Genomic DNA, 18,595 nt, shown 5'->3' with positions numbered 1-18,595 from the left:
CTACGGCGCTCGCCCTGGTTCCGGGACATGACGGGCGTGTCGGCACAAAAAGGGCTGATGCCCGTCGGCTCGCGGGCCCGGCCCGGCAGTCACTACGCTTGGTCGTCATGAGTCACGTTCTCGCCGCGGTCGCCTGGCCCTACGCCAACGGCCCGCGCCACATCGGTCATGTCTCCGGCTTCGGGGTGCCCTCCGACGTGTTCAGCCGGTACATGCGGATGGCCGGACACGACGTGCTCATGGTCTCGGGCACCGACGAGCACGGCACGCCGATCCAGGTGCAGGCCGACGCCGACGGGGTCACGCCCCGTGAGCTCGCCGACCGCTACAACCGGGTCATCGTCGAGGACCTGCACGGCCTCGGGCTGTCGTACGACCTGTTCACCCGCACGACGACGCGCAACCACTACGCGGTCGTGCAGGAGCTGTTCACGGGCCTGCACGAGAACGGCTACATCGTCGCGAAGACCACGCTGGGCGCGATCTCCCCGTCGACCGGGCGCACCCTGCCCGACCGCTACATCGAGGGCACGTGCCCGATCTGCGGCTACGAGAGCGCCCGCGGCGACCAGTGCGACAACTGCGGCAACCAGCTCGACCCCGAGCAGCTGATCAACCCGCGTTCCCGGATCAACGGGGAGACCCCGGAGTTCGTCGAGACCGAGCACTTCTTCCTCGACCTGCCGGCCTTCGCCGAGGCGCTGGGCAAGTGGCTGGACGCGCGCGAGGGCTGGCGTCCCAACGTGCTCAAGTTCTCCAGGAACCTGCTCGAGGACCTGCAACCCCGGGCGATCACGCGGGATCTGGAGTGGGGCGTACCGATCCCGCTGGACGGCTGGCGCGACCGGTCCGACAAGCGCATCTACGTCTGGTTCGACGCGGTCATCGGCTACCTGTCGGCCTCCATCGAGTGGGCCCGCCGCTCGGGCGACCCGGACGCCTGGCGCCGCTGGTGGCAGGACGAGGCGCTCGGCTACTACTTCATGGGCAAGGACAACATCGTCTTCCACTCGGTGATCTGGCCGTCGCTGCTGCTCGGCTACTCGGGCGAGGGCGACAAGGGCGGCACGCCGGGTTCGCTGGGCGCGCTCAACCTGCCCACCGAGGTCGTCTCGAGCGAGTACCTGACGATGGAGGGCCGCAAGTTCTCGTCGTCGCGCAAGGTCGTCATCTACGTCCGGGACTTCCTCGAGCGCTACGACGCCGACGCCCTGCGCTACTTCATCGCGGCGGCCGGGCCGGAGTCCAACGACACCGACTTCACCTGGGCGGAGTTCGTCCGGCGCAACAACGACGAACTCGTCGCCGGCTGGGGCAACCTGGTCAACCGGTCGATCTCGATGGCGGCCAAGAACTTCGGCGCGATCCCCGAGGCCGGCGAGCTGACCGACGACGACCGGGCGCTGCTGGAGGCGGCCCGCGCGGGCTTCGCCACCGTCGGCGACCTGATCGGCCGGCACCGCCAGAAGGCGGCGATCGGCGAGGCGATGCGAGTGGTCGCCGAGGCGAACAAGTATCTCTCCGACCAGGCGCCCTGGAAGCTGAAGGACGAGGCGTCCAAGCCGCGGATGGGCACGATCCTGCACGTCGCCCTCCAGGTCGTCAGCGACGCCAACACGCTGCTGACCCCCTTCCTGCCGCACTCGGCGCAGAAGGTGCACGAGCTGCTCGGCGGCACCGGGGTGCACGCGCCGATGCCGTCCATCGTGGAGGTCGAGGATCTCGACGGCGGCCCGGCCTATCCGGTGCTGACCGGCGACTATTCGGCCGGAGCCCGGTGGGAGTCGGTGCCGCTGGTGGCCGGGACGCCGCTGGCCGCCCCGAAGCCGGTCTTCCGCAAGCTCGACCCGTCGGTGGTCGAGGAGGAGTTGGAGCGGCTCGGTTCCTGACCGTACGGACGACCTATATGGATTGATCGGCGTAGCTCCCATCGGGTACCTTCAGCGCCGACCACGGGGGAAACGCTTGCGTTTCATCGGTACGGTCCCGTTCCATCGGAACGGGGCCGTGCCGTGTCGTCATGTCTCCTCTCGTCAAGGTCATCCCCTCGAAGAGGAGTTTCCTTGAACGTTCGTCTGTCCCGCCCGCTGCTGGCAGTAGCCGTCAGCGGTGCGCTGCTGGCGGGCGGCGCCCTCGGCGCCTCACCCGCCTTCGCCTCCGACCCGCGTGACTCGACCGCCGCGGCCCACGCCGCGCTCGGCGACGAGCCGGCCGGCGACGACCCGTCCACGCCGCCGGTCGTCGAGCCGACGACGCCGGAACCGTCCGGCGAGCCGTCCGAGCCGCCCGCCTCCGAGGACCCGGCGCCGGACCCGACCGAGCCGACCACGCCGGCCCCGGATCCGACCACGGAACCGACCACCGACCCGTCCGCGCCGACGCCGGACCCCGACCCGACCACGCCGGACCCCGGCCCGGTCTCGCCGTCGCCGTCGCCGGACCCCCTCGACGTGACCGCGCCGGTGGGCCGCTTCTCGCTGAGCGCGACCTCGCTCTGGATCGGCCAGCGGGTCACCCTGACCCAGGGCGCGATCAGCGACGACACCAGCGGCCCCGACCAGATCAGCCGCGTCGTCAGCTGGGGCGACGGCACGTCCAGCACGCTGTACGCGGGCCAGGCGCCGGTCAAGAAGCAGTACACGAGGAACGGCCGCTACACGATCACGGTGACCCTCCGGGACGCGGCCGGCAACACCGGCAAGGCCGCCGCGAGCTCGAACACGGTCAGCGTGACGACTCCCGGCAAGTTCAAGCTGGACAAGTACAGCGTGTGGCCGGGCCAGACGTTCAAGTTCACCATCAGCAACGTCCCGGCCGGCACCACCAAGATCTGGCTGAACACGGGTGACGGCTACAACGGCGCCGTCTCCGGCCGGAACCAGTCGGTCACCGGCGTCTACTACCACCACAAGAACGGTGGGCTGGTCCGGGGCAAGGTCACCATCCGGGCCACCTTCTACAACAAGAACGGTGCCTCGTCCTCGTTCTACGCCGCCCAGCTGACGGTCAAGAAGGACTCCTGGAAGCCGACCCTCAAGGTCAAGAAGCCGAGCAAGGCCAACCGGCTCAAGTCCTGGAAGTACGCCACCGGCACGGTCAAGGACAAGGGCGCGGGCGTGCCGTACGTCTTCGTGTGGGCCACCCGGATCAACGGCAACGCGGTGTACTGCTTCACCCCGCGCAAGACGTGGAAGCGGGTGTACTCCGAGGAGGAGTACAACAACTGCGCGCCCGTCGCGGTGAAGCCGAGCAAGGGCAAGTGGTCGCTGCGGCTGAAGGGCCTCAAGAAGGGCACCCTCTACATCGACGCGAGGGCGTTCGACTGGGGCGACAACGGCAGCAAGTGGGCCTCGGTCTCGTCGAAGATCACCCGTAGCTGACGGAAGCTGTGCGTGACGGGGGCTCGGTGCGATGCGCCGGGCCCCGCGTCGTCGTCAGATCTGGTACCGCAGCTCCGCGATGTGGTGGTCGGTGAGTTCGCGTACGGGCGCCCACACCTCGTACACCCCGCGTTCGTAACAGCGCGCCCCCACGGCGGAGACCGCGTCGGCGTCGGGGCGTACCAGCCGGAGGCGGGCCCAGCTCTCGTCGCGTTGCAGCACCCAGGTCGGGACGTTGCGCCACAGCGCCTGCTCGGCGCGGCGGGACAGGGACTGCACGGCGTAGCGGGCCGCCCGGGTCAGCGCGCGTACCCGGAAATCCTCGGGCGGATCGGCCACCGCCTGGTACTCGTTCTCGTTGATCCGGCCGACCAGGCGCGAGGAGCCGGCGTCGGTGCAGGGCACGTACTCGCGGTCCGGGCTGACCCCCGGCACCCCCTCGAGCAGGTGCCGCCAGCGCGGCCCGGCCAGGCGCAGCCACCCGTGCTGCTCGGGCTGGTACGTGTACAGCACCACCTCGTCGCCGGTGCCGGGATAGGCGAGCAGCTGGGCGTTCGCCGGCATCGGCAGGTCGGCGAAGTCCGCGGTGACGAACTCCGGGATCAGGTCGTCGGTGCTCGGCGTGAAGCCGGTGCCCAGCACCATCGCGCCGATCCGGGAGTGGGCCGGCAGGGCGGACAGTCCGGACTGGACGGCGCCCATCGGGATCTCGAAGTCGAGCGGGTCGGTGGCCCGCCAGCGCAGGGCGTACGCGACCGCGTCGTCCCCGGCGCCGTCGGTGCGCAGCACGGCGAGTTCCGCCGGCGTCCGGAGGTGGGCGATGTCGCAGGCGCGGTAGCAGAAGCCGTACGGAAGCCAGCCGGCCAGATGACCCGCGAGCTGGGCCGCGGAGAGCACCTTGATCATGCGGGTGCCGCGCCGCACGGCGGCCGTGGCCCGGATGCTGTGCAGCGCGGCGTCCTGCCGGTGCCCGGCGGACTGGCTCATCGCCTGGACCTGGGCCCAGGAGAGGTCGCGCCGCAACGGCGCCATCAGCGGCGGCTCGAGGGGGTCGGCGGCGACGGCGGCTTCCTCACCGATCACGGTCACGCGCAGCAACCTAGGCGTCGCAGGTGGATACCGGATGAACGGCGGGTTACCCGGACCTCTGGTGAAAGAAGTCTCACCCCGGCGATGTGTGATGCTGGACGGCGATGAACACGCAACCGTCCGAGTCCCGCAAGCAGCGCTCCGCCCGCCGCGCCGGCGAGTTCCCGCCCGCGCCCGAGCCGCTCGCCGTGCCGGTCTTCGACAGCCACACCCACCTCGACATCACCGTCCACGAGACGGGCGTGCCCGGCGGTGGCACCGGGGATCCGGTCGAGGCGCTGATCGCGGCCGCCGCCAAGTCCGGTGTGGACCGCGTCGTGCAGGTGGGTGTCGACGTGGCGTCCTCCCGCTGGGGTGCCGAGCTGGCCGCGCGACACCCGTCGGTGCTGGCGACGGCGGCGCTGCACCCCAACGAGGCGCCGGTCGTCGCGGATCTCGACGAGGCGCTGCGCGAGATCGAGACTTTGGCCGCCGAGCCGCGGGTGCGCGGCCTGGGCGAGACAGGCCTGGACACCTTCCGTACGGGCGAAGCCGGCCGCCCCGCGCAGGAACGCAGCTTCCGCACGCACATCGCCATCGCCAAGCGGTACGCCAAACCCCTCGTGATCCACGATCGTGACGCGCACAGCGACGTGCTGCGCATCCTCGACGAGGAGGGCGCGCCGGACGTCGTGGTGCTGCACTGCTTCTCGGGGGACGCGGAGTTCGCGGCCGAGTGCGTACGCCGGGGCTATCTGCTCAGCTTCGCGGGCACCGTGACGTTCGCCAACGCCGGGCGGCTGCGGGAGGCCGCCGCGCTCACGCCGGCGGAGCAGATGCTGGTGGAGACGGACGCGCCGTACCTGACGCCGGTGCCGTACCGGGGGCGGCCCAACGCCTCCTATCTGATCCCGGTGACCGTGCGGGCGCTGGCCGAGGTGACGGGCCGGGATCTCGACACGCTGTGCGCGGCCATCTCCGCCAACGGCGACCGCGTGTTCGGTCCCTGGCACTGAGGACGCCGGCGGTCCCGTTAGCCGAGGGGGTACGCGGCGCAGTCCAGGCGTTCGCCGAGGCCGCCGAGGAGCTTGGCGAACGCCGTCGGGGCGGCGTTGAGCGGGCCGCGGGACACGAAGCGGACCGCCCAGCGGTGTCCCGCCGCGATGTTGAAGACGCGGTGGACGACCAGCGATCCGCGCTCGTCGGGCTCGACGCTCGTGACCCCGCGATACCACCACTCGCCCTGCTGGGCGATCGAGCGGGCGAGCCGGTCGATCGTCACGGTGATGGTGCTGCCGTCCTTCGTGACGGTGAACTCGTCGCCCTTCGCCGGCTTGGCCGCGCCGGTCGCCGCGATCGGTGACCGCCCGCCGGGCCGCGCGTCGAGCAGCACCGCGGCCACCTCGTCGGGTGACGCCTCGACCACGCCCCGCAGCTCGAGCAGCTCCGTCATGCCCCTCGTTGTACTCCCTCGGCGCACCTTGCCGCTGCCCCGTCACCGAGCGTCATGCGATCGGCGCTATCCCGGCCGGTCGGCGCGCCTCGTCGCGGCGCCATCACCCACCGTCACGCGATCGACGGGGCAGGTCGCCGTCCAGCGCGGGCGCCCGCGGCAAGCGCCGTAGGCTGTGGCCTCATGGCTGACGCACTGCTCGGCCCGGCGGAGATCCGGGAGCTCGCCGCGCGCCTCGGGGTCGCGCCGACGAAGAAGCTCGGCCAGAACTTCGTGCACGACCCGAACACCGTGCGGCGCATCGTCGCGGCGGCCGGGCTGACCGGCGACGACGTCGTGCTGGAGGTCGGCCCGGGGCTCGGGTCGCTCACGCTGGGCCTGCTCGGTGCCGCCGCCCACGTGCACGCGGTCGAGATCGATCCGGTGCTGGCCGCCGCCCTGCCCACCACCGTCGCGGAGCGGGCCGACGCCGGGAAGCTCACCGTGCACCCCGCCGACGCGTTGCGGGTCACCGCCGGGGCGTTCTCGCCCGCGCCGAGCATGCTGGTGGCGAACCTGCCGTACAACGTCGCCGTGCCGGTCGTGCTGCACCTGCTCGCCGTCCTGCCCACGCTGCGGGGCGGGCTGGTCATGGTGCAGAAGGAGGTGGCGGACCGGCTCGTCGCGGGGCCCGGCTCGAAGGTGTACGGCGTCCCGTCGGTCAAGCTCGCCTGGTACGCGAGCGCTCGCGCCGCTGGTCGCGTACCCCCGGCGGTCTTCTGGCCGGTGCCCAACGTCGACTCGGGCCTGGTCGCGTTCTCCCGCCGGGAGCAGGGGTTCGACGTGCCGCGCGCGGCGGTGTTCGACGTGGTCGACGCCGCGTTCGCGCAGCGGCGCAAGACGTTGCGGGCGGCGCTGGCCGGCTGGGCCGGTGGGGCCGGCCGGGCCGAGGAGGTGCTGGTGGCCGCGGGCGTCAACCCCCAGGCCCGGGGGGAGTCGCTGACGGTGGGCGAGTTCGCCGCGGTCGCGGCTGCCGCGAGCTCGCTGGGGTACGGCGGTAAGCTCAGCGCGACCGGCCGGCGGCACGAGGATGGGAATTCATGACCCGGGACATCGCTCCGTGACGGAGGCGTGGGGGCCGGACGACGACAAGCCGCGCCCCTTCCCCGGCCCGGTGCGCGTGCGCGTGCCCGCCAAGATCAATCTGCATCTCGGCGTGGGTCCGCTGCGCGCCGACGGCTTCCACGAGCTGAGCACCGTCTACCACGCGATCAGCCTGTTCGACGAGCTCACCGCGCGCCGGGGCGACACCCTCGCCCTGACCATGGAGGGTGAGGGCGCCGGCGAGCTGGAGCTGGACGAGAGCAATCTGATCATCCGGGCCGCGCGGGCGCTGGCCCGCCGGGCGCGCGTCCCCGCCCACGCCCGGCTGCACCTGCGCAAGACCATCCCGCTGGCCGGCGGGCTGGCCGGGGGCAGCGCCGACGCCGCGGCCGCCCTGCTCGCCTGCGACCTGCTGTGGGGCACCGGCTTCAGCAAGGACGAGCTCGCCGAGATCGGTGCCGAGCTGGGCTCCGACGTGCCGTTCCTGCTGTACGGCGGCACCGCGCTGGGCACCGGCCACGGCGAGGCGGTCAGCCCGATCCTGGCCCGGCCGACGACCTGGCACTGGGTGGTCGCGATCGCCGACGGCGGCCTGTCCACCCCGGCGGTCTACCGGGAGCTCGACCGGCTGCGGGACGGCCCGTGGCCGCCGGCCGCGCTGGAGAGCCCGGACGAGCTGATGGGCGCGCTGCGCCAGCGCAAGCCCGAGGTGCTGGGCGCGGCCCTCGCCAACGACCTCCAGCCGGCCGCCCTGTCGCTGCGCCCGGCGCTCGCCGACGTGCTCAAGGCGGGCTACGACGCGGGCGCGGTCACGGGCATCGTCTCCGGCTCCGGGCCGACGTGCGTGTTCCTCGCCACCGACGGCCCGCACGCCGAGCAGGTGGCATCCCGCCTGGCCGCGGCCGGTGTGTGCCGGACGGTGGTGGCCGCCCGCGGGCCGATGCCGGGCGCCCGCGCGGTCTGACCCGGGGCCCCTCGCTCCGGCACTTGTCGCGCGTCAAGGTAGGCTTGACGGCATCGTGGCCAACATCGTCAATCTGGACCGGGTCAACAAGGGTTACGGCGCCGCCGGTCAGCTGCTCACCGACGTCTCCCTCGGGCTGGACGACGACGCCCGGGTGGGCATCGTCGGCCTCAACGGCGCCGGGAAGTCGACCCTGTTGCGGATGCTCGCCAAGGTCGAGGAACCCGACTCCGGCCGGGTCACCCACCGCCGTGACCTGCGGGTCGCCGCCCTTCCGCAGAACCTGACCCTCGCCGCCGAGGCGACCGTGCGCGACGTCGTGCTCGGCACCGCCTGGCTGGCCGAGGGCATGGGCGCCGAGCACGAGTGGGCCGGCGACGCCGGGGTCCGCGAGATCCTCGACGGGCTCGGCATGGGCTACCTCGGCCTGGAGACCCCGGTCGGACCGATGTCCGGCGGGGAGCGCCGCCGGGTCGCCCTCGCGGCGCTGCTCGTCCGCGAGTCCGATCTGCTGATCCTCGACGAGCCCACCAACCATCTCGACGTCGCCGGGGTCGACTGGCTCGCCCGCTACCTCCTCGGCCGCCGGGGTGCGCTGGTGGTCGTCACGCACGACCGCTGGTTCCTCGACGCGGTGTGCACCGCGACGTGGGAGGTCGTCGACGAGCAGGTTCAGGCGTACGAGGGCGGTTATGCGGCCTGGACCCTCGCCCGCGCGGAACGTCAGCGCGTCGCGGCGGCCGTCGAGGCCCGCCGGCAGAACCTGCTCCGCAAGGAGATCGCCTGGCTGCGGCGCGGGCCGCCGGCGCGGACGTCGAAGCCGCAGTTCCGCATCGACGCGGCCAACGCCCTCATCGCCGACGTGCCGCCGGTGCGCGACAAGGTGAGCCTCCAGCGCCTGGCCACCACCCGGCTGGGCAAGCAGGTGTACGACCTGGAGGGCGTCCGCCTCCAGGCCGGGCCCAAGACGATCTTCCCGGAGCTGACCTGGCAGGTGGGGCCCGGCGACCGGATCGCGATCCTGGGTGCCAACGGCGCGGGCAAGACCACCCTGCTGCGCCTGCTCGCCGGGGTCACCGAGCCGGACGGCGGGCGCCTGGTGACCGGCTCGACCGTGCGGCCCGCGTTCCTGTCCCAGGAGCTGCGCGAGCTGCCGGGGCACCTGCGCCTGCTGGAGGCCGTCGAGGAGGTGGCCAAGCGGGTCAAGCTCGGCGACCGGGAGCTGTCGGCGGGCCAGCTCGCCGAGGTCTTCGGCTTCACCGACAAGCGCATCTGGACCCCGGTGGGCGACCTCTCCGGTGGTGAGCGGCGCCGGCTGCAGCTGCTGCGCCTGCTCGCGACGGAGCCCAACGTGCTGCTGCTCGACGAGCCGACCAACGACCTGGACACCGACACCCTCGCCTCGCTGGAGGACCTGCTCGACTCCTGGCCGGGGACGATGGTGGTGGCCAGCCACGACCGCTACCTGGTCGAGCGCGTGACCGACACCGCGTACGGGATGTTCGGCGACGGCCGGCTGGTGCACCTGCCGGGCGGCATCGACGAATACCTCGCGCGGCTGGCCGGCAGCCCGGCGAACGTCCCGGTGGCGACCGCGCCGGGCCTGGAGCCGGTGCCGGGCGCCGCGATGCCGGCGGGCGGCGGCATGTCGGCGGCCGAGCTGCGGACCGCGAAGAAGGACCTGAACCGGCTCGAACGGCAGCTCGCCAAGCTGGAGGACCGGATCGCGAAGATCAACGAGGGGCTGGCCGAGCACGGCAGCGACTACGACAAGATCATGGAGCTGGACGCTCAGCTCAAGGCCGCTCAGGCGGAACGGAGCCAGGTCGAGGAGGCCTGGCTGGAGCTCGCGGAGCAGGTCGGAGACGCTTGATCCGGGGGTGCTCCTGCGCCCGCTAGCGTGATGCGCGAGAATCCTCGTGACACATACCGACGTTGGAGACGGACACCATGGCGCACAATCCGGTCAACCACCCGCTGCGGCCGATCTACCGCGCCCTGGGCGCGCTGACCGGGGCCTACTTCGTCGTCTTCGGCATCCTCGGGGTCATCCTCACCTCCGGCGACGGCCTGTTCGGCAACGGCGGCGACCGGGTGCTCGGCCAGGACACCAACCTGTTCTGGTCGATCGTGTCGGTGCTGATCGGCGCCATCGTGCTGCTCGCCACGGTCATCGGGCGCAACTCCGACGTCGAGGTGGACAAGTACTTCGGCTGGGGCCTGCTGGTCGTCGGCAGCTACGAGCTCGCGGTGATCCGCACGGATGCCAACTTCCTGGACTTCAGCATCTCCACCGTCGTGGTCACGTACCTGCTGGGCCTGGTGCTGATCATGGCCGGGCTCTACAGCAAGGTCGCGCCCGAGCCGGAGGCCGGCGAGCCGCGCCAGGCCCGTGAGGCGCAGAACGCCTGATCCCCGTCGAGGTCGGTCAGCGGGTCCTGCGGGTCAGCAGGGCCGGCTTCTTCTCCAGATGGGACAGGCCGTTCCAGGCCAGGTTCACCAGGTGCGCGGCCACCATCTCCTTCTTCGGCTTGCGCGCCTCCGGCCACCACTGGCCGACCAGCGCCACCATGCCCACCAGCGCCTGTGAGTAGAGCTCGGCGAACTTGGGGTCGAGGCCGCGCGTCCTGAACTCGGCGCCGAGGATGTGCTCGACCTGGTGCGCCACGTCGTTCATCACGCTGGAGAAGTTGCCCGCCGGCTGCAGGGCGGGGGACTCGCGGACCAGCACCCGGAAGCCGTGCGGCTCCTCCTCGATGTAGTCGAGCAGGGCGAGCGCCGCCTGTTCGAGCAACTCGCGGGGGTGCCCTGCGGTCAGGGCCGCGGCGATGCGGTCCAGCAGGGCGCGCACCTCCCGGTCGACGACCACCGCGTAGAGGCCCTCCTTGCCGCCGAAGTGCTCGTAGACGACGGGCTTCGAGACCTTCGCGCGGGAGGCGACCTCCTCCACCGAGGTGGCGTCGAAACCGCGCTCCGCGAAGAGCTGCCGGCCGGTGGCGATGAGCTGCTCGCGCCGCTGTGCCGCGGACATGCGGACCCGGGACGAGGCCGGCGCCGCCCCGGCCCGGCCCGGCGCCGCGGCCGTCCGCGGGTGGCGCCCCCGTGGCTCGTTGCTGGTCTCGTTCTGCTCGGTCACCCGGCCATCCTGCCAGCCCGGCCCCCTTGCCCGGGTGCCTTAACGCACACTTCACATCGGACATCGGCCACCGTTACTCCGTAACCGTGTAAAGGCCGCGGAACGGTCCGGTTGCCGTTTGCGCAAAGAACCTGATCGGAATACCCGGAAGTCCTACTGACCTGGCCTGATATACCGGGCGGTCGCGCCGGAAAGGTGCACCGAGGACGAAAAATTCTGCACCTTTTCCATCGAGATGGTGTAACGGCTTTGTAATGAGGGATCGATAACGTCCGCTACGAGCAGCATTCATGTATCGACATTTTTCTCTCCTCCCTTGACTTGCCCGCCTGTGCCACCGTGTCCGTTCCACGAGGCTGGAGTCCGATGAAGACAGTGCGACAGACGACGTCACTGGTGCTCGCCGTCAGCGGCGGTGCCGGGCTGGAAGCAAGCCCCCACCAGGTCGCCGCGGCCGCCCGGGCCGGCGGCGTGGGCGTCCTCGACCTGGGCGCGGGAGACGCGTGGAGCCTGCGGGTGCTGGCCCGCGCCGCCCGCCGCGCCGGCTCCGGACTGGGTGTCCGCGTCACCGCCGCCTGCACCGCCACCCCCGCCGACCTCGAGCGGGTCGCCGGCACGGCGGTCGAGCTCGTGATCGTCACCGCCGACTCGGGCTGGGACGTCGCCGAGCTGGCCGCCCGGCACCGCGTCCTCGTGGAGGTCGCCTCGCTCGCCGAGGCCCACGCGGCCGTGGAAGCCGGCGCGCACGGGCTGGTCGCCCGCGGAATGGAGTCCGGCGGCCGGGTCAGCGAGCTCAGCTCGTTCGTTCTCCTCCAGCAGCTCGTCGGCGTCGGCGTGCCGGTCTGGGCGGCCGGCGGCATCGGCCCGCACACCGCGGCGGCCTGTGTGGTCGGCGGCGCGGCGGGCGTCCTGCTCGACACCCAGCTGCTGCTGCTCTCGGAGTCCACATTGCCCGATCGGGCACAGGCCCTGATCCGCCGGATGGACGGCACCGAGACCGTGCTCCGCGACGGCATGCGGGGCCTCGACTGCGACGGCGTCCTGCTCCCGGTCGGCCAGGACGGCTGGCTGGCGGCCGACTTCGCGAAGCGGTACGCCGACACCGCCACCGCCGTACGCGGCATCCGCGACGCGGTCCTCGACGCCCTCGGGGACCCGGACGCCGGCGAGGCACTGCGGCCGGGTGCGCCGCTGGCCCGTACGCTCGGCGTCGAGCTTCCCGTGGCCCAGGGCCCGATGACCCGGGTGAGCGACGTCGCCGGGTTCGCCGGCTCCGTGGCCGACGGCGGAGCCCTGCCCTTCATCGCGCTCGCCCTCGCCAACGCCGAGCAGACCCGCCGGATGCTCACCGAGGCCGCCGCCACGCTCGGCGACCGGCCCTGGGGCGTCGGCGTGCTGGGCTTCGCCCCGGAACAGCTGCGTGCGGCGCAGATCGAGGTCATCCGGGAGATCCGGCCCGCGGTGGCGATCATCGCCGGCGGCCGTCCCGCCCAGGCCAAGGGGCTCGAGGCCGACGGCATCAGCTCGTTCCTGCACGTGCCGTCGCCCGGGTTGCTGCGGCAGTTCCTCCAGGCCGGCTCCCGCAAGTTCATCTTCGAGGGCGCCGAGTGCGGCGGCCACGTCGGGCCGCGGGCCAGCTTCCCGCTGTGGGAGGCGCAACTCGGCGTGCTGACCGAGTTCCTCGCCGGCCGCCCCGAGGAGACCGCCGCCGAGCTGCAGATCTTCTTCGCCGGCGGCATCCACGACGAGCGGTCGGCGGCGATGGTGGCCGCCATGGCCGGTCCGCTCACCCGCCGCGGTGCCCAGGTCGGGGTGCTGATGGGTACGGCGTACCTGTTCACCGAGGAAGCCGTGACGCACGGCGCGATCCAGCCGCTGTTCCAGCAGCAGGCGATCGACGCGACGGCCACGGCGCTGCTGGAGACCGCGCCCGGCCACGCGACCCGGTGCCTCCAGTCGGGCTTCGTCGACGACTTCCACAGCGTGCGTGAGCAGCTCGAGGACGCGGGCGTGGAGAACCGCGTCGTCTGGGAACAGCTCGAGATGCTCAACGTGGGCCGGCTGCGGATCGCCAGCAAGGGCCTGACCCGCGACGGCGACCAGCTGGTCACCGTCGACGAGGCCACCCAGGCGGCCGAGGGTCTGTTCATGGCCGGCCAGGTCGCCGTGCTGCGCGACGCCGCCACCACGATCGCCGGTCTGCACGAGCAGGTCACCTCCGCGGCCGTCGCCGTCCACGCCGATCGCGTCACCGAGCTGCGCGCCGACCTCGGCCTCGACCCGGTGCTCGAGCCGGAGGCCGCGGACCCGCTGGACATCGCGATCGTCGGCATGGCCTGCGTCTTCCCCGGCTCGCCCGACCTCGCCAGCTTCTGGGAGACCGTGGTCAGCGGCGCCAACCGGGTCGGCGAGGTGCCCGCGGACCGCTGGGACGTCGACACGTACTACGCACCGGAGGTCGGGCCCGGGCAGACCGGCCGGATCACCGTCTCGAAGTGGGGCGGCTTCATCGACCCGGTGCCGTTCGACGCCATCAAGTACGGCATCCCGCCCGCGGCCCTGGCCAGCATCGACCCCACCCAGCTGCTCGCGCTGGAGATCTCGCACCGGGCGCTGGTGGACGCGGGGTACGCGTACGACTCCGGCTTCGACCACGGCAAGACCGGCGTGGTGTTCGGTGCCGAGGCGGGCAGCGACATGAGCCAGACGCAGACCCTGCGTACGCTGCTGCCCGGTTACCTCGGCGAGGTGCCCGAGCAGATGCAGGGGCTGCTGCCGACCGTCACCGAGGACACGTTCCCCGGGGTGCTGGCCAACGTCATCGCCGGCCGGGTCGCCAACCGCCTGGACCTGGGCGGCCCGAACTACACGGTGGACGCCGCCTGCGCCTCCTCGCTGGCCGCCATGGACTCCGCGTGCAAGGAGCTGCGCTCCGGCGACAGCGACCTGATGATCTGCGGCGGCGCGGACCTGCACAACGGCATCAACGACTACCTGATGTTCACCTCGGCGCACGCGCTCTCGCCGACCGGCCGCTGCCGCACCTTCGACAGCACCGGGGACGGCATCGCGCTGGGCGAGGGCGTCGCGGCCGTGGTGCTCAAGCGGCTGGCCGATGCCGAGCGCGACGGCGACCGCGTGTACGCCGTCATCAAGGGCCTCGGCGGCGCCAGCGACGGCCGGGCGCTGGGCCTGACCGCGCCGCGCGCCGAGGGTCAGCGGCGGGCGCTCGACCGGGCGTACGCCGGGGCCGGCATCTCGCCGAGCCAGGTCGGCCTGGTCGAGGCGCACGGCACCGGCACGGTGGTCGGCGACCGTACCGAGCTGGAGACGCTGACCAAGCTCTTCACCGAGAACGGGGCCCGCCCCGGCGGCGCGGTCCTCGGCTCGGTCAAGTCGCAGATCGGCCACACCAAGTGCGCCGCGGGCATGGCCGGCGTGATCAAGGCCGCGCTCGCCGTGCACACCGGGGTCAAGCCGCCGACGATCGGGCTCACCCGGCCCAACCCGGCGTGGAGCCCGGAGGCCAGCCCGTTCGCGTTCCACACCGAGACCCGCCCGTGGGCCGCGCCGCCCGAGGAGCGGATCGCCGGGGTCAGCGCGTTCGGTTTCGGCGGCACCAACTTCCACGTCGTGCTGGAGGCCCACCCGGCGACCGCGGACCCCCGGCACACCCGCCAGGAGTGGCCGGCCGAGCTGTTCCTGTTCCGCGGCACCACGGTGGAGGCCGCCCAGCGCGCCGCCCGCAAGCTGCTCGACAAGCTGCCCGGCACCGGGCTGCTGCGGGAGCTCGCCGCCGCGTCCGCCCGCGAGTCCGACCCGCGGACCGGTCCGGTGCGCATCGCGGTCGTCGCGTCCGACGTGGACGACCTCGCCGGGCTGCTGCGCCGGGCGCTCGACGGCGAGCACGACCCGCGCCTCGGCCTGATCCAGCCGCCGGCCGCGACCGAGCCCGGCAAGGTGGCGTTCCTCTTCCCCGGCCAGGGCAGCCAGAAGCCGGGCGCCCTCGCCGACCTGTTCGTCGCCTTCCCGGAGCTGCGCGAGTACCTCGAACTCGGCCGGGACTGGGCGGACCTGCTCTTCCCGCCGACGGCGTTCGACGAGGACACCGCGAAGGCCCAGCAGGAGCGCGTCCGCGACACCCGCGTCGCCCAGCCGGTCCTGGGCATCGGCGGGCTCGCCGTCGACCACGTGCTGCGCCGCCTCGGCGTACGCCCGGACATGGCCGGCGGTCACAGCTACGGCGAGCTGGTGGCGCTGTGCACCACGGGCGCCTTCGACCCGGCCACGCTGCTCGACCTGAGCCGCGAGCGCGCCGACGCCATCCTCGCCGCCGCGGGCGACGACCCGGGCACGATGGCCGCCGTCAGCGGCACCGCCGACCAGGTGCGGGCCGCTCTCGACGCCGCGGGCCTCGCCGGCGAGGTCGTGCTGGCCAACCACAACGCTCCCACCCAGATCGTGATCTCCGGTCCGACCGCGGCGATCGGCCGGGCCACGGCCGCGCTCAAGGAGGCCGGCCTGCGGGCCCGGGGCATCCCGGTCGCGGCCGCGTTCCACAGCCCGGTGGTGGCCGAGGGGTCGGCCGCCTTCGCCGGGGTGCTCGCCACCCGGGACATCGGCGTCCCGGACGTGCCGGTCTGGTCGAACCGCAGCGCCGAGCCGTACCCGGCCGAGGCCGCCGCCGTGCGCGACGGGCTCGCCGCGCAGATCGGTGCCCCGGTCCGCTTCGTCGAGCAGGTCGAGGCCATGTACGCGGCCGGCGCCCGCATCTTCGTCGAGGCCGGTCCCGGCCAGGTCCTCGCGGGCCTGGTCGGTGCCGTGCTCGGCGACCGCCCGCACACGGTCGTCACCGTCGACGGCCGCCCCGGGCAGGGCCTGCGCGCCCTGCTCACCGCCGCGGCCGAGCTGGCCTGCGCGGGGGTGCCCGTACAGACCGGCTGGCTCTTCGCCGGCCGCGACACCACCGGCCCGGAGATCCCGGCGCCGCACCGTCCGACCTGGACCGTCGACGGTCAGGCCGTACGCGACCGCGACGGACAGTGCCTGCCCGGCGGGATGACCCCCGCCCGGCGCATCGAGATCGAGGAGTTCACGATGACCTCAGTGCAGGGGCCCGAGGGCGCCCGCGACAGCCGCAGCGACCTGGTCAGCGAGTTCCTGCGGACGAGCCGGGACCTGATCGCCACCCAGCGCGACGTGCTGCTCGCGTACCTGGGTGAGGGCTCCGGCGGCCGGATGGTCTGGCAGCCGGGCGAGGCGGTGCCCGCACCGGTGCAGGCGCTGGCCCCCGCGCCGGTGGCCGTGCCCCGGCAGGTCTCGCCGGCCGCTCCGGTGTCGCCGGCCCCGGCCACCGCCTCGGTGGCGGCGGTGCACTACCCGACGGTCGCCGAGACCGAGGCCGTGCTGGCCCCGGCGGCGAGCCCCGGCCTCGACGTGCAGGGTGCCGTGCTCGCGGTGATCAGTGAGCGCACCGGTTACCCGGAGGAGCTGATCGAGCTCGACCTGGACCTGGAAGCGGATCTGAGCGTCGACTCGATCAAGCGTGCGGAGGTGGCCGGCGAGGTCGCCAGCAAGCTGGGTCTGGCGGTCGAGGGTGACGAGTCGGAGCTGGAGGACCTGGTCAAGGCCCGTACCGTCCGCGCGATGGTGAGCTGGCTCGACACCCGAATCAACGTGTCCGCCCCGGCGGCACCCGCCGCCGCTGTCGCGGTCGCGGCGCCGGCCCCGGCGGCCACGCCCGCGATCGACGTGCAGGGTGCCGTGCTCGCGGTGATCAGTGAGCGCACCGGTTACCCGGAGGAGCTGATCGAGCTCGACCTGGACCTGGAAGCGGATCTGAGCGTCGACTCGATCAAGCGTGCGGAGGTGGCCGGCGAGGTCGCCGACAAGCTGGGTCTGGCGGTCGAGGGTGACGAGTCGGAGCTGGAGGACCTGGTCAAGGCCCGTACCGTTCGCGCGATGGTGGCCTGGCTGGACACCCGCATCAACGCCGCGCCCGCCGCGGCCCCGGCGGTCGCCGCGTTAGAGGTCAGGGCCGAGGAGAGCGAGGCCCCGCCCAGGGTGGGCATCGCGCCCCAGCGGCTGATCGCGCGCCTGGAGTCCGTGGCGCCCGCCGAGACGCCCGGGCCGGGTCTCGCCGGGGCCCGCTTCCTCATCACCGGCGGCGGCGCGGCCGGCGCCCGGCTGGCCGAGTTGCTGGCCGAGGCGGGCGCGAGCGGCGTGACCGGCTCCACCGCGGACGACCCGGCCGGCCTGGACGGCGTCATCCTGCTCGACGGCCTGACCGACGGCGGCGCGCCGCTGCTGCCCGACGCCTTCGCGTTCCTGCAGCAGGCGCTGGCCTCCGGGCCGCGCTGGCTGGTGGCGGCGGGATCCGCGGCCGCCGGCACGCGTACGGACGGGCTGACCGGCCTGTTCCGCACCATCGCCCGGGAGTATCCGGAGACGGTCGCCCGCTACGTCGAGGTCGACGCCGAGGCGACCGCCGACGACGTGGCTCAGGGGCTCGTCGAGGAACTGCGCGACGCCACCACGGCTCCGGTCGTGCACCGGCGCACCGGCGGGCGGCTGATCGGCCGGCTCACCGAGTCGGGGCTGGGCATGCTGGCCGACGGCGGCGCCGGACCGGCCGGTGACGGCGTGGCCGAGGCCCGCGCGATCGGGCTCGAGCAGGACTCGGTGGTGGTGCTCATCGGCGGGGCGCGGGGGATCACGCCGTGGTTCGCGCGTACGGTCGCCGCCGCCTCCCGGTGCAGGGTGGAGCTGGTCGGGCGCACGCCGCTGCCGCAGACCGACGAGGACCCCGAGCTGGCCGCCGCCGGTGACAAGGCGGCCCTGCGCAAGGCGCTGGCGGCGCGGGGGATGCGTTCCCCGGCCGACATCGACCGCACCGCGTCGGCGATCCTGGCCGCCCGGGAGGTCAACGCCACCGTCGCGGAGCTGACCGAGCTGGGCGCGCAGGTGCGCTACCACTCGCTGGACGTCCGCGACGACGAGGCCACCCGCCGGCTGGTCAAGCGCATCCACGACGAGTACGGCCGCCTCGACGGCCTGGTCTACGCGGCCGGGATCATCGAGGACAAGCTGATCGGCGACAAGGACCCGGCCTCCTTCGAGCGGGTGTTCCGCACCAAGGTGGACGGCGCCCGGTCGGTGCTCGAGGCCCTGGAGGCCTGCGGCGCCGCGCCGAAGTTCGTCGTGATGTTCGGCAGCATCGCCGCCGCGTACGGCAACCGGGGCCAGAGCGACTACGCCGCCGCCAACGACGCGCTCGACGCGATGGGCGGCCGCTGGTCGCAGGCCACCGGCCACCGCGCGCTCACCGTGCACTGGGGGCCGTGGGCCCCGGTCGGCGCGCACGGCGGCATGGTCACGCCGGAGCTGACGGCCGAGTACGCCCGCCGCGGCATCGGCCTGATCGACCCGGAGGAGGGCGCGCTGAGCCTGCTGCGCGAGCTGGCCTGGGGCGACGCCCCGTCGGTCGTGCTGACCGCCTCGGGCTGGTAAGC

At 73.2% G+C, this 18,595-nt stretch carries 11 protein-coding genes; 8 read left to right on the top strand and 3 right to left on the bottom strand.

What is annotated here, in order from left to right; genetic code table 11:
• The first annotated feature begins 107 nt into the window (after positions 1-107).
• Both metG and CLV70_RS18985 read left to right on the top strand, forming a co-directional pair.
• Complete coding sequence (gene metG, locus CLV70_RS18990; protein ID WP_106127852.1) at positions 108-1,889, top strand: methionine--tRNA ligase; 1,782 nt, start codon at positions 108-110, stop codon at positions 1,887-1,889.
• A gap of 174 nt (positions 1,890-2,063) precedes the next feature.
• A complete protein-coding gene (locus tag CLV70_RS18985; RefSeq protein ID WP_106127851.1) occupies positions 2,064-3,380 on the top strand; it encodes a PKD domain-containing protein in 1,317 nt (438 codons plus the stop codon).
• A gap of 54 nt (positions 3,381-3,434) precedes the next feature.
• On the opposite strand, the gene CLV70_RS18980 is transcribed toward CLV70_RS18985, so the two are convergent.
• Positions 3,435-4,469 carry a hypothetical protein gene (locus tag CLV70_RS18980; RefSeq protein WP_106127850.1) on the bottom strand — a complete coding sequence of 345 codons (1,035 nt, stop codon included), beginning with the start codon at positions 4,467-4,469 and terminating at the stop codon, positions 3,435-3,437.
• 104 nt (positions 4,470-4,573) lie between these two features.
• Between CLV70_RS18980 and CLV70_RS18975 the strand changes: the two genes are divergently transcribed.
• Positions 4,574-5,464, top strand: a complete 891-nt coding sequence (locus tag CLV70_RS18975) for a TatD family hydrolase (RefSeq protein WP_106127849.1) — start codon at positions 4,574-4,576, stop codon at positions 5,462-5,464.
• Between the two features lie 17 nt (positions 5,465-5,481).
• On the opposite strand, the gene CLV70_RS18970 is transcribed toward CLV70_RS18975, so the two are convergent.
• A complete protein-coding gene (locus tag CLV70_RS18970) occupies positions 5,482-5,901 on the bottom strand; it encodes a hypothetical protein (RefSeq protein WP_106127848.1) in 420 nt (139 codons plus the stop codon).
• A 183-nt stretch (positions 5,902-6,084) separates the two neighbouring features.
• Between CLV70_RS18970 and rsmA the strand changes: the two genes are divergently transcribed.
• The 4 genes from rsmA (at position 6,085) to CLV70_RS18950 (ending at position 10,360) form a co-directional block, all read left to right on the top strand.
• A complete protein-coding gene (gene rsmA / locus CLV70_RS18965) occupies positions 6,085-6,984 on the top strand; it encodes a 16S rRNA (adenine(1518)-N(6)/adenine(1519)-N(6))-dimethyltransferase RsmA (RefSeq protein ID WP_106127847.1) in 900 nt (299 codons plus the stop codon).
• 16 nt (positions 6,985-7,000) lie between these two features.
• On the top strand, positions 7,001-7,948 hold the full coding sequence (locus CLV70_RS18960; RefSeq protein WP_106127846.1) for a 4-(cytidine 5'-diphospho)-2-C-methyl-D-erythritol kinase: 948 nt from the start codon (positions 7,001-7,003) through the stop codon (positions 7,946-7,948).
• A 55-nt stretch (positions 7,949-8,003) separates the two neighbouring features.
• Positions 8,004-9,821, top strand: a complete 1,818-nt coding sequence (locus tag CLV70_RS18955) for an ABC-F family ATP-binding cassette domain-containing protein (protein ID WP_106127845.1) — start codon at positions 8,004-8,006, stop codon at positions 9,819-9,821.
• Positions 9,822-9,898: 77 nt separating this feature from the next.
• Complete coding sequence (locus CLV70_RS18950; RefSeq protein WP_106127844.1) at positions 9,899-10,360, top strand: DUF4383 domain-containing protein; 462 nt, start codon at positions 9,899-9,901, stop codon at positions 10,358-10,360.
• Positions 10,361-10,376: 16 nt separating this feature from the next.
• Here CLV70_RS18950 and CLV70_RS18945 read toward each other — a convergent pair whose 3' ends face one another.
• Positions 10,377-10,979, bottom strand: coding sequence for a TetR/AcrR family transcriptional regulator (locus CLV70_RS18945; protein WP_106127843.1), 603 nt, complete (start codon positions 10,977-10,979; stop codon positions 10,377-10,379).
• Positions 10,980-11,450: 471 nt separating this feature from the next.
• On the opposite strand from CLV70_RS18945, the gene CLV70_RS18935 reads away from it, so the two are divergent.
• A complete protein-coding gene (locus tag CLV70_RS18935) occupies positions 11,451-18,593 on the top strand; it encodes a type I polyketide synthase (RefSeq protein WP_106127842.1) in 7,143 nt (2,380 codons plus the stop codon).
• The last annotated feature ends 2 nt before the right edge of the window (positions 18,594-18,595 follow it).

It is taken from the genome of Pseudosporangium ferrugineum, from assembly GCF_003002065.1.
Taxonomy (GTDB): domain Bacteria; phylum Actinomycetota; class Actinomycetes; order Mycobacteriales; family Micromonosporaceae; genus Actinoplanes; species Actinoplanes ferrugineus_A.
The sequence above is the reverse complement of the archived record's forward strand: the minus strand, read 5'-3'. Positions and strand labels throughout refer to the sequence as shown.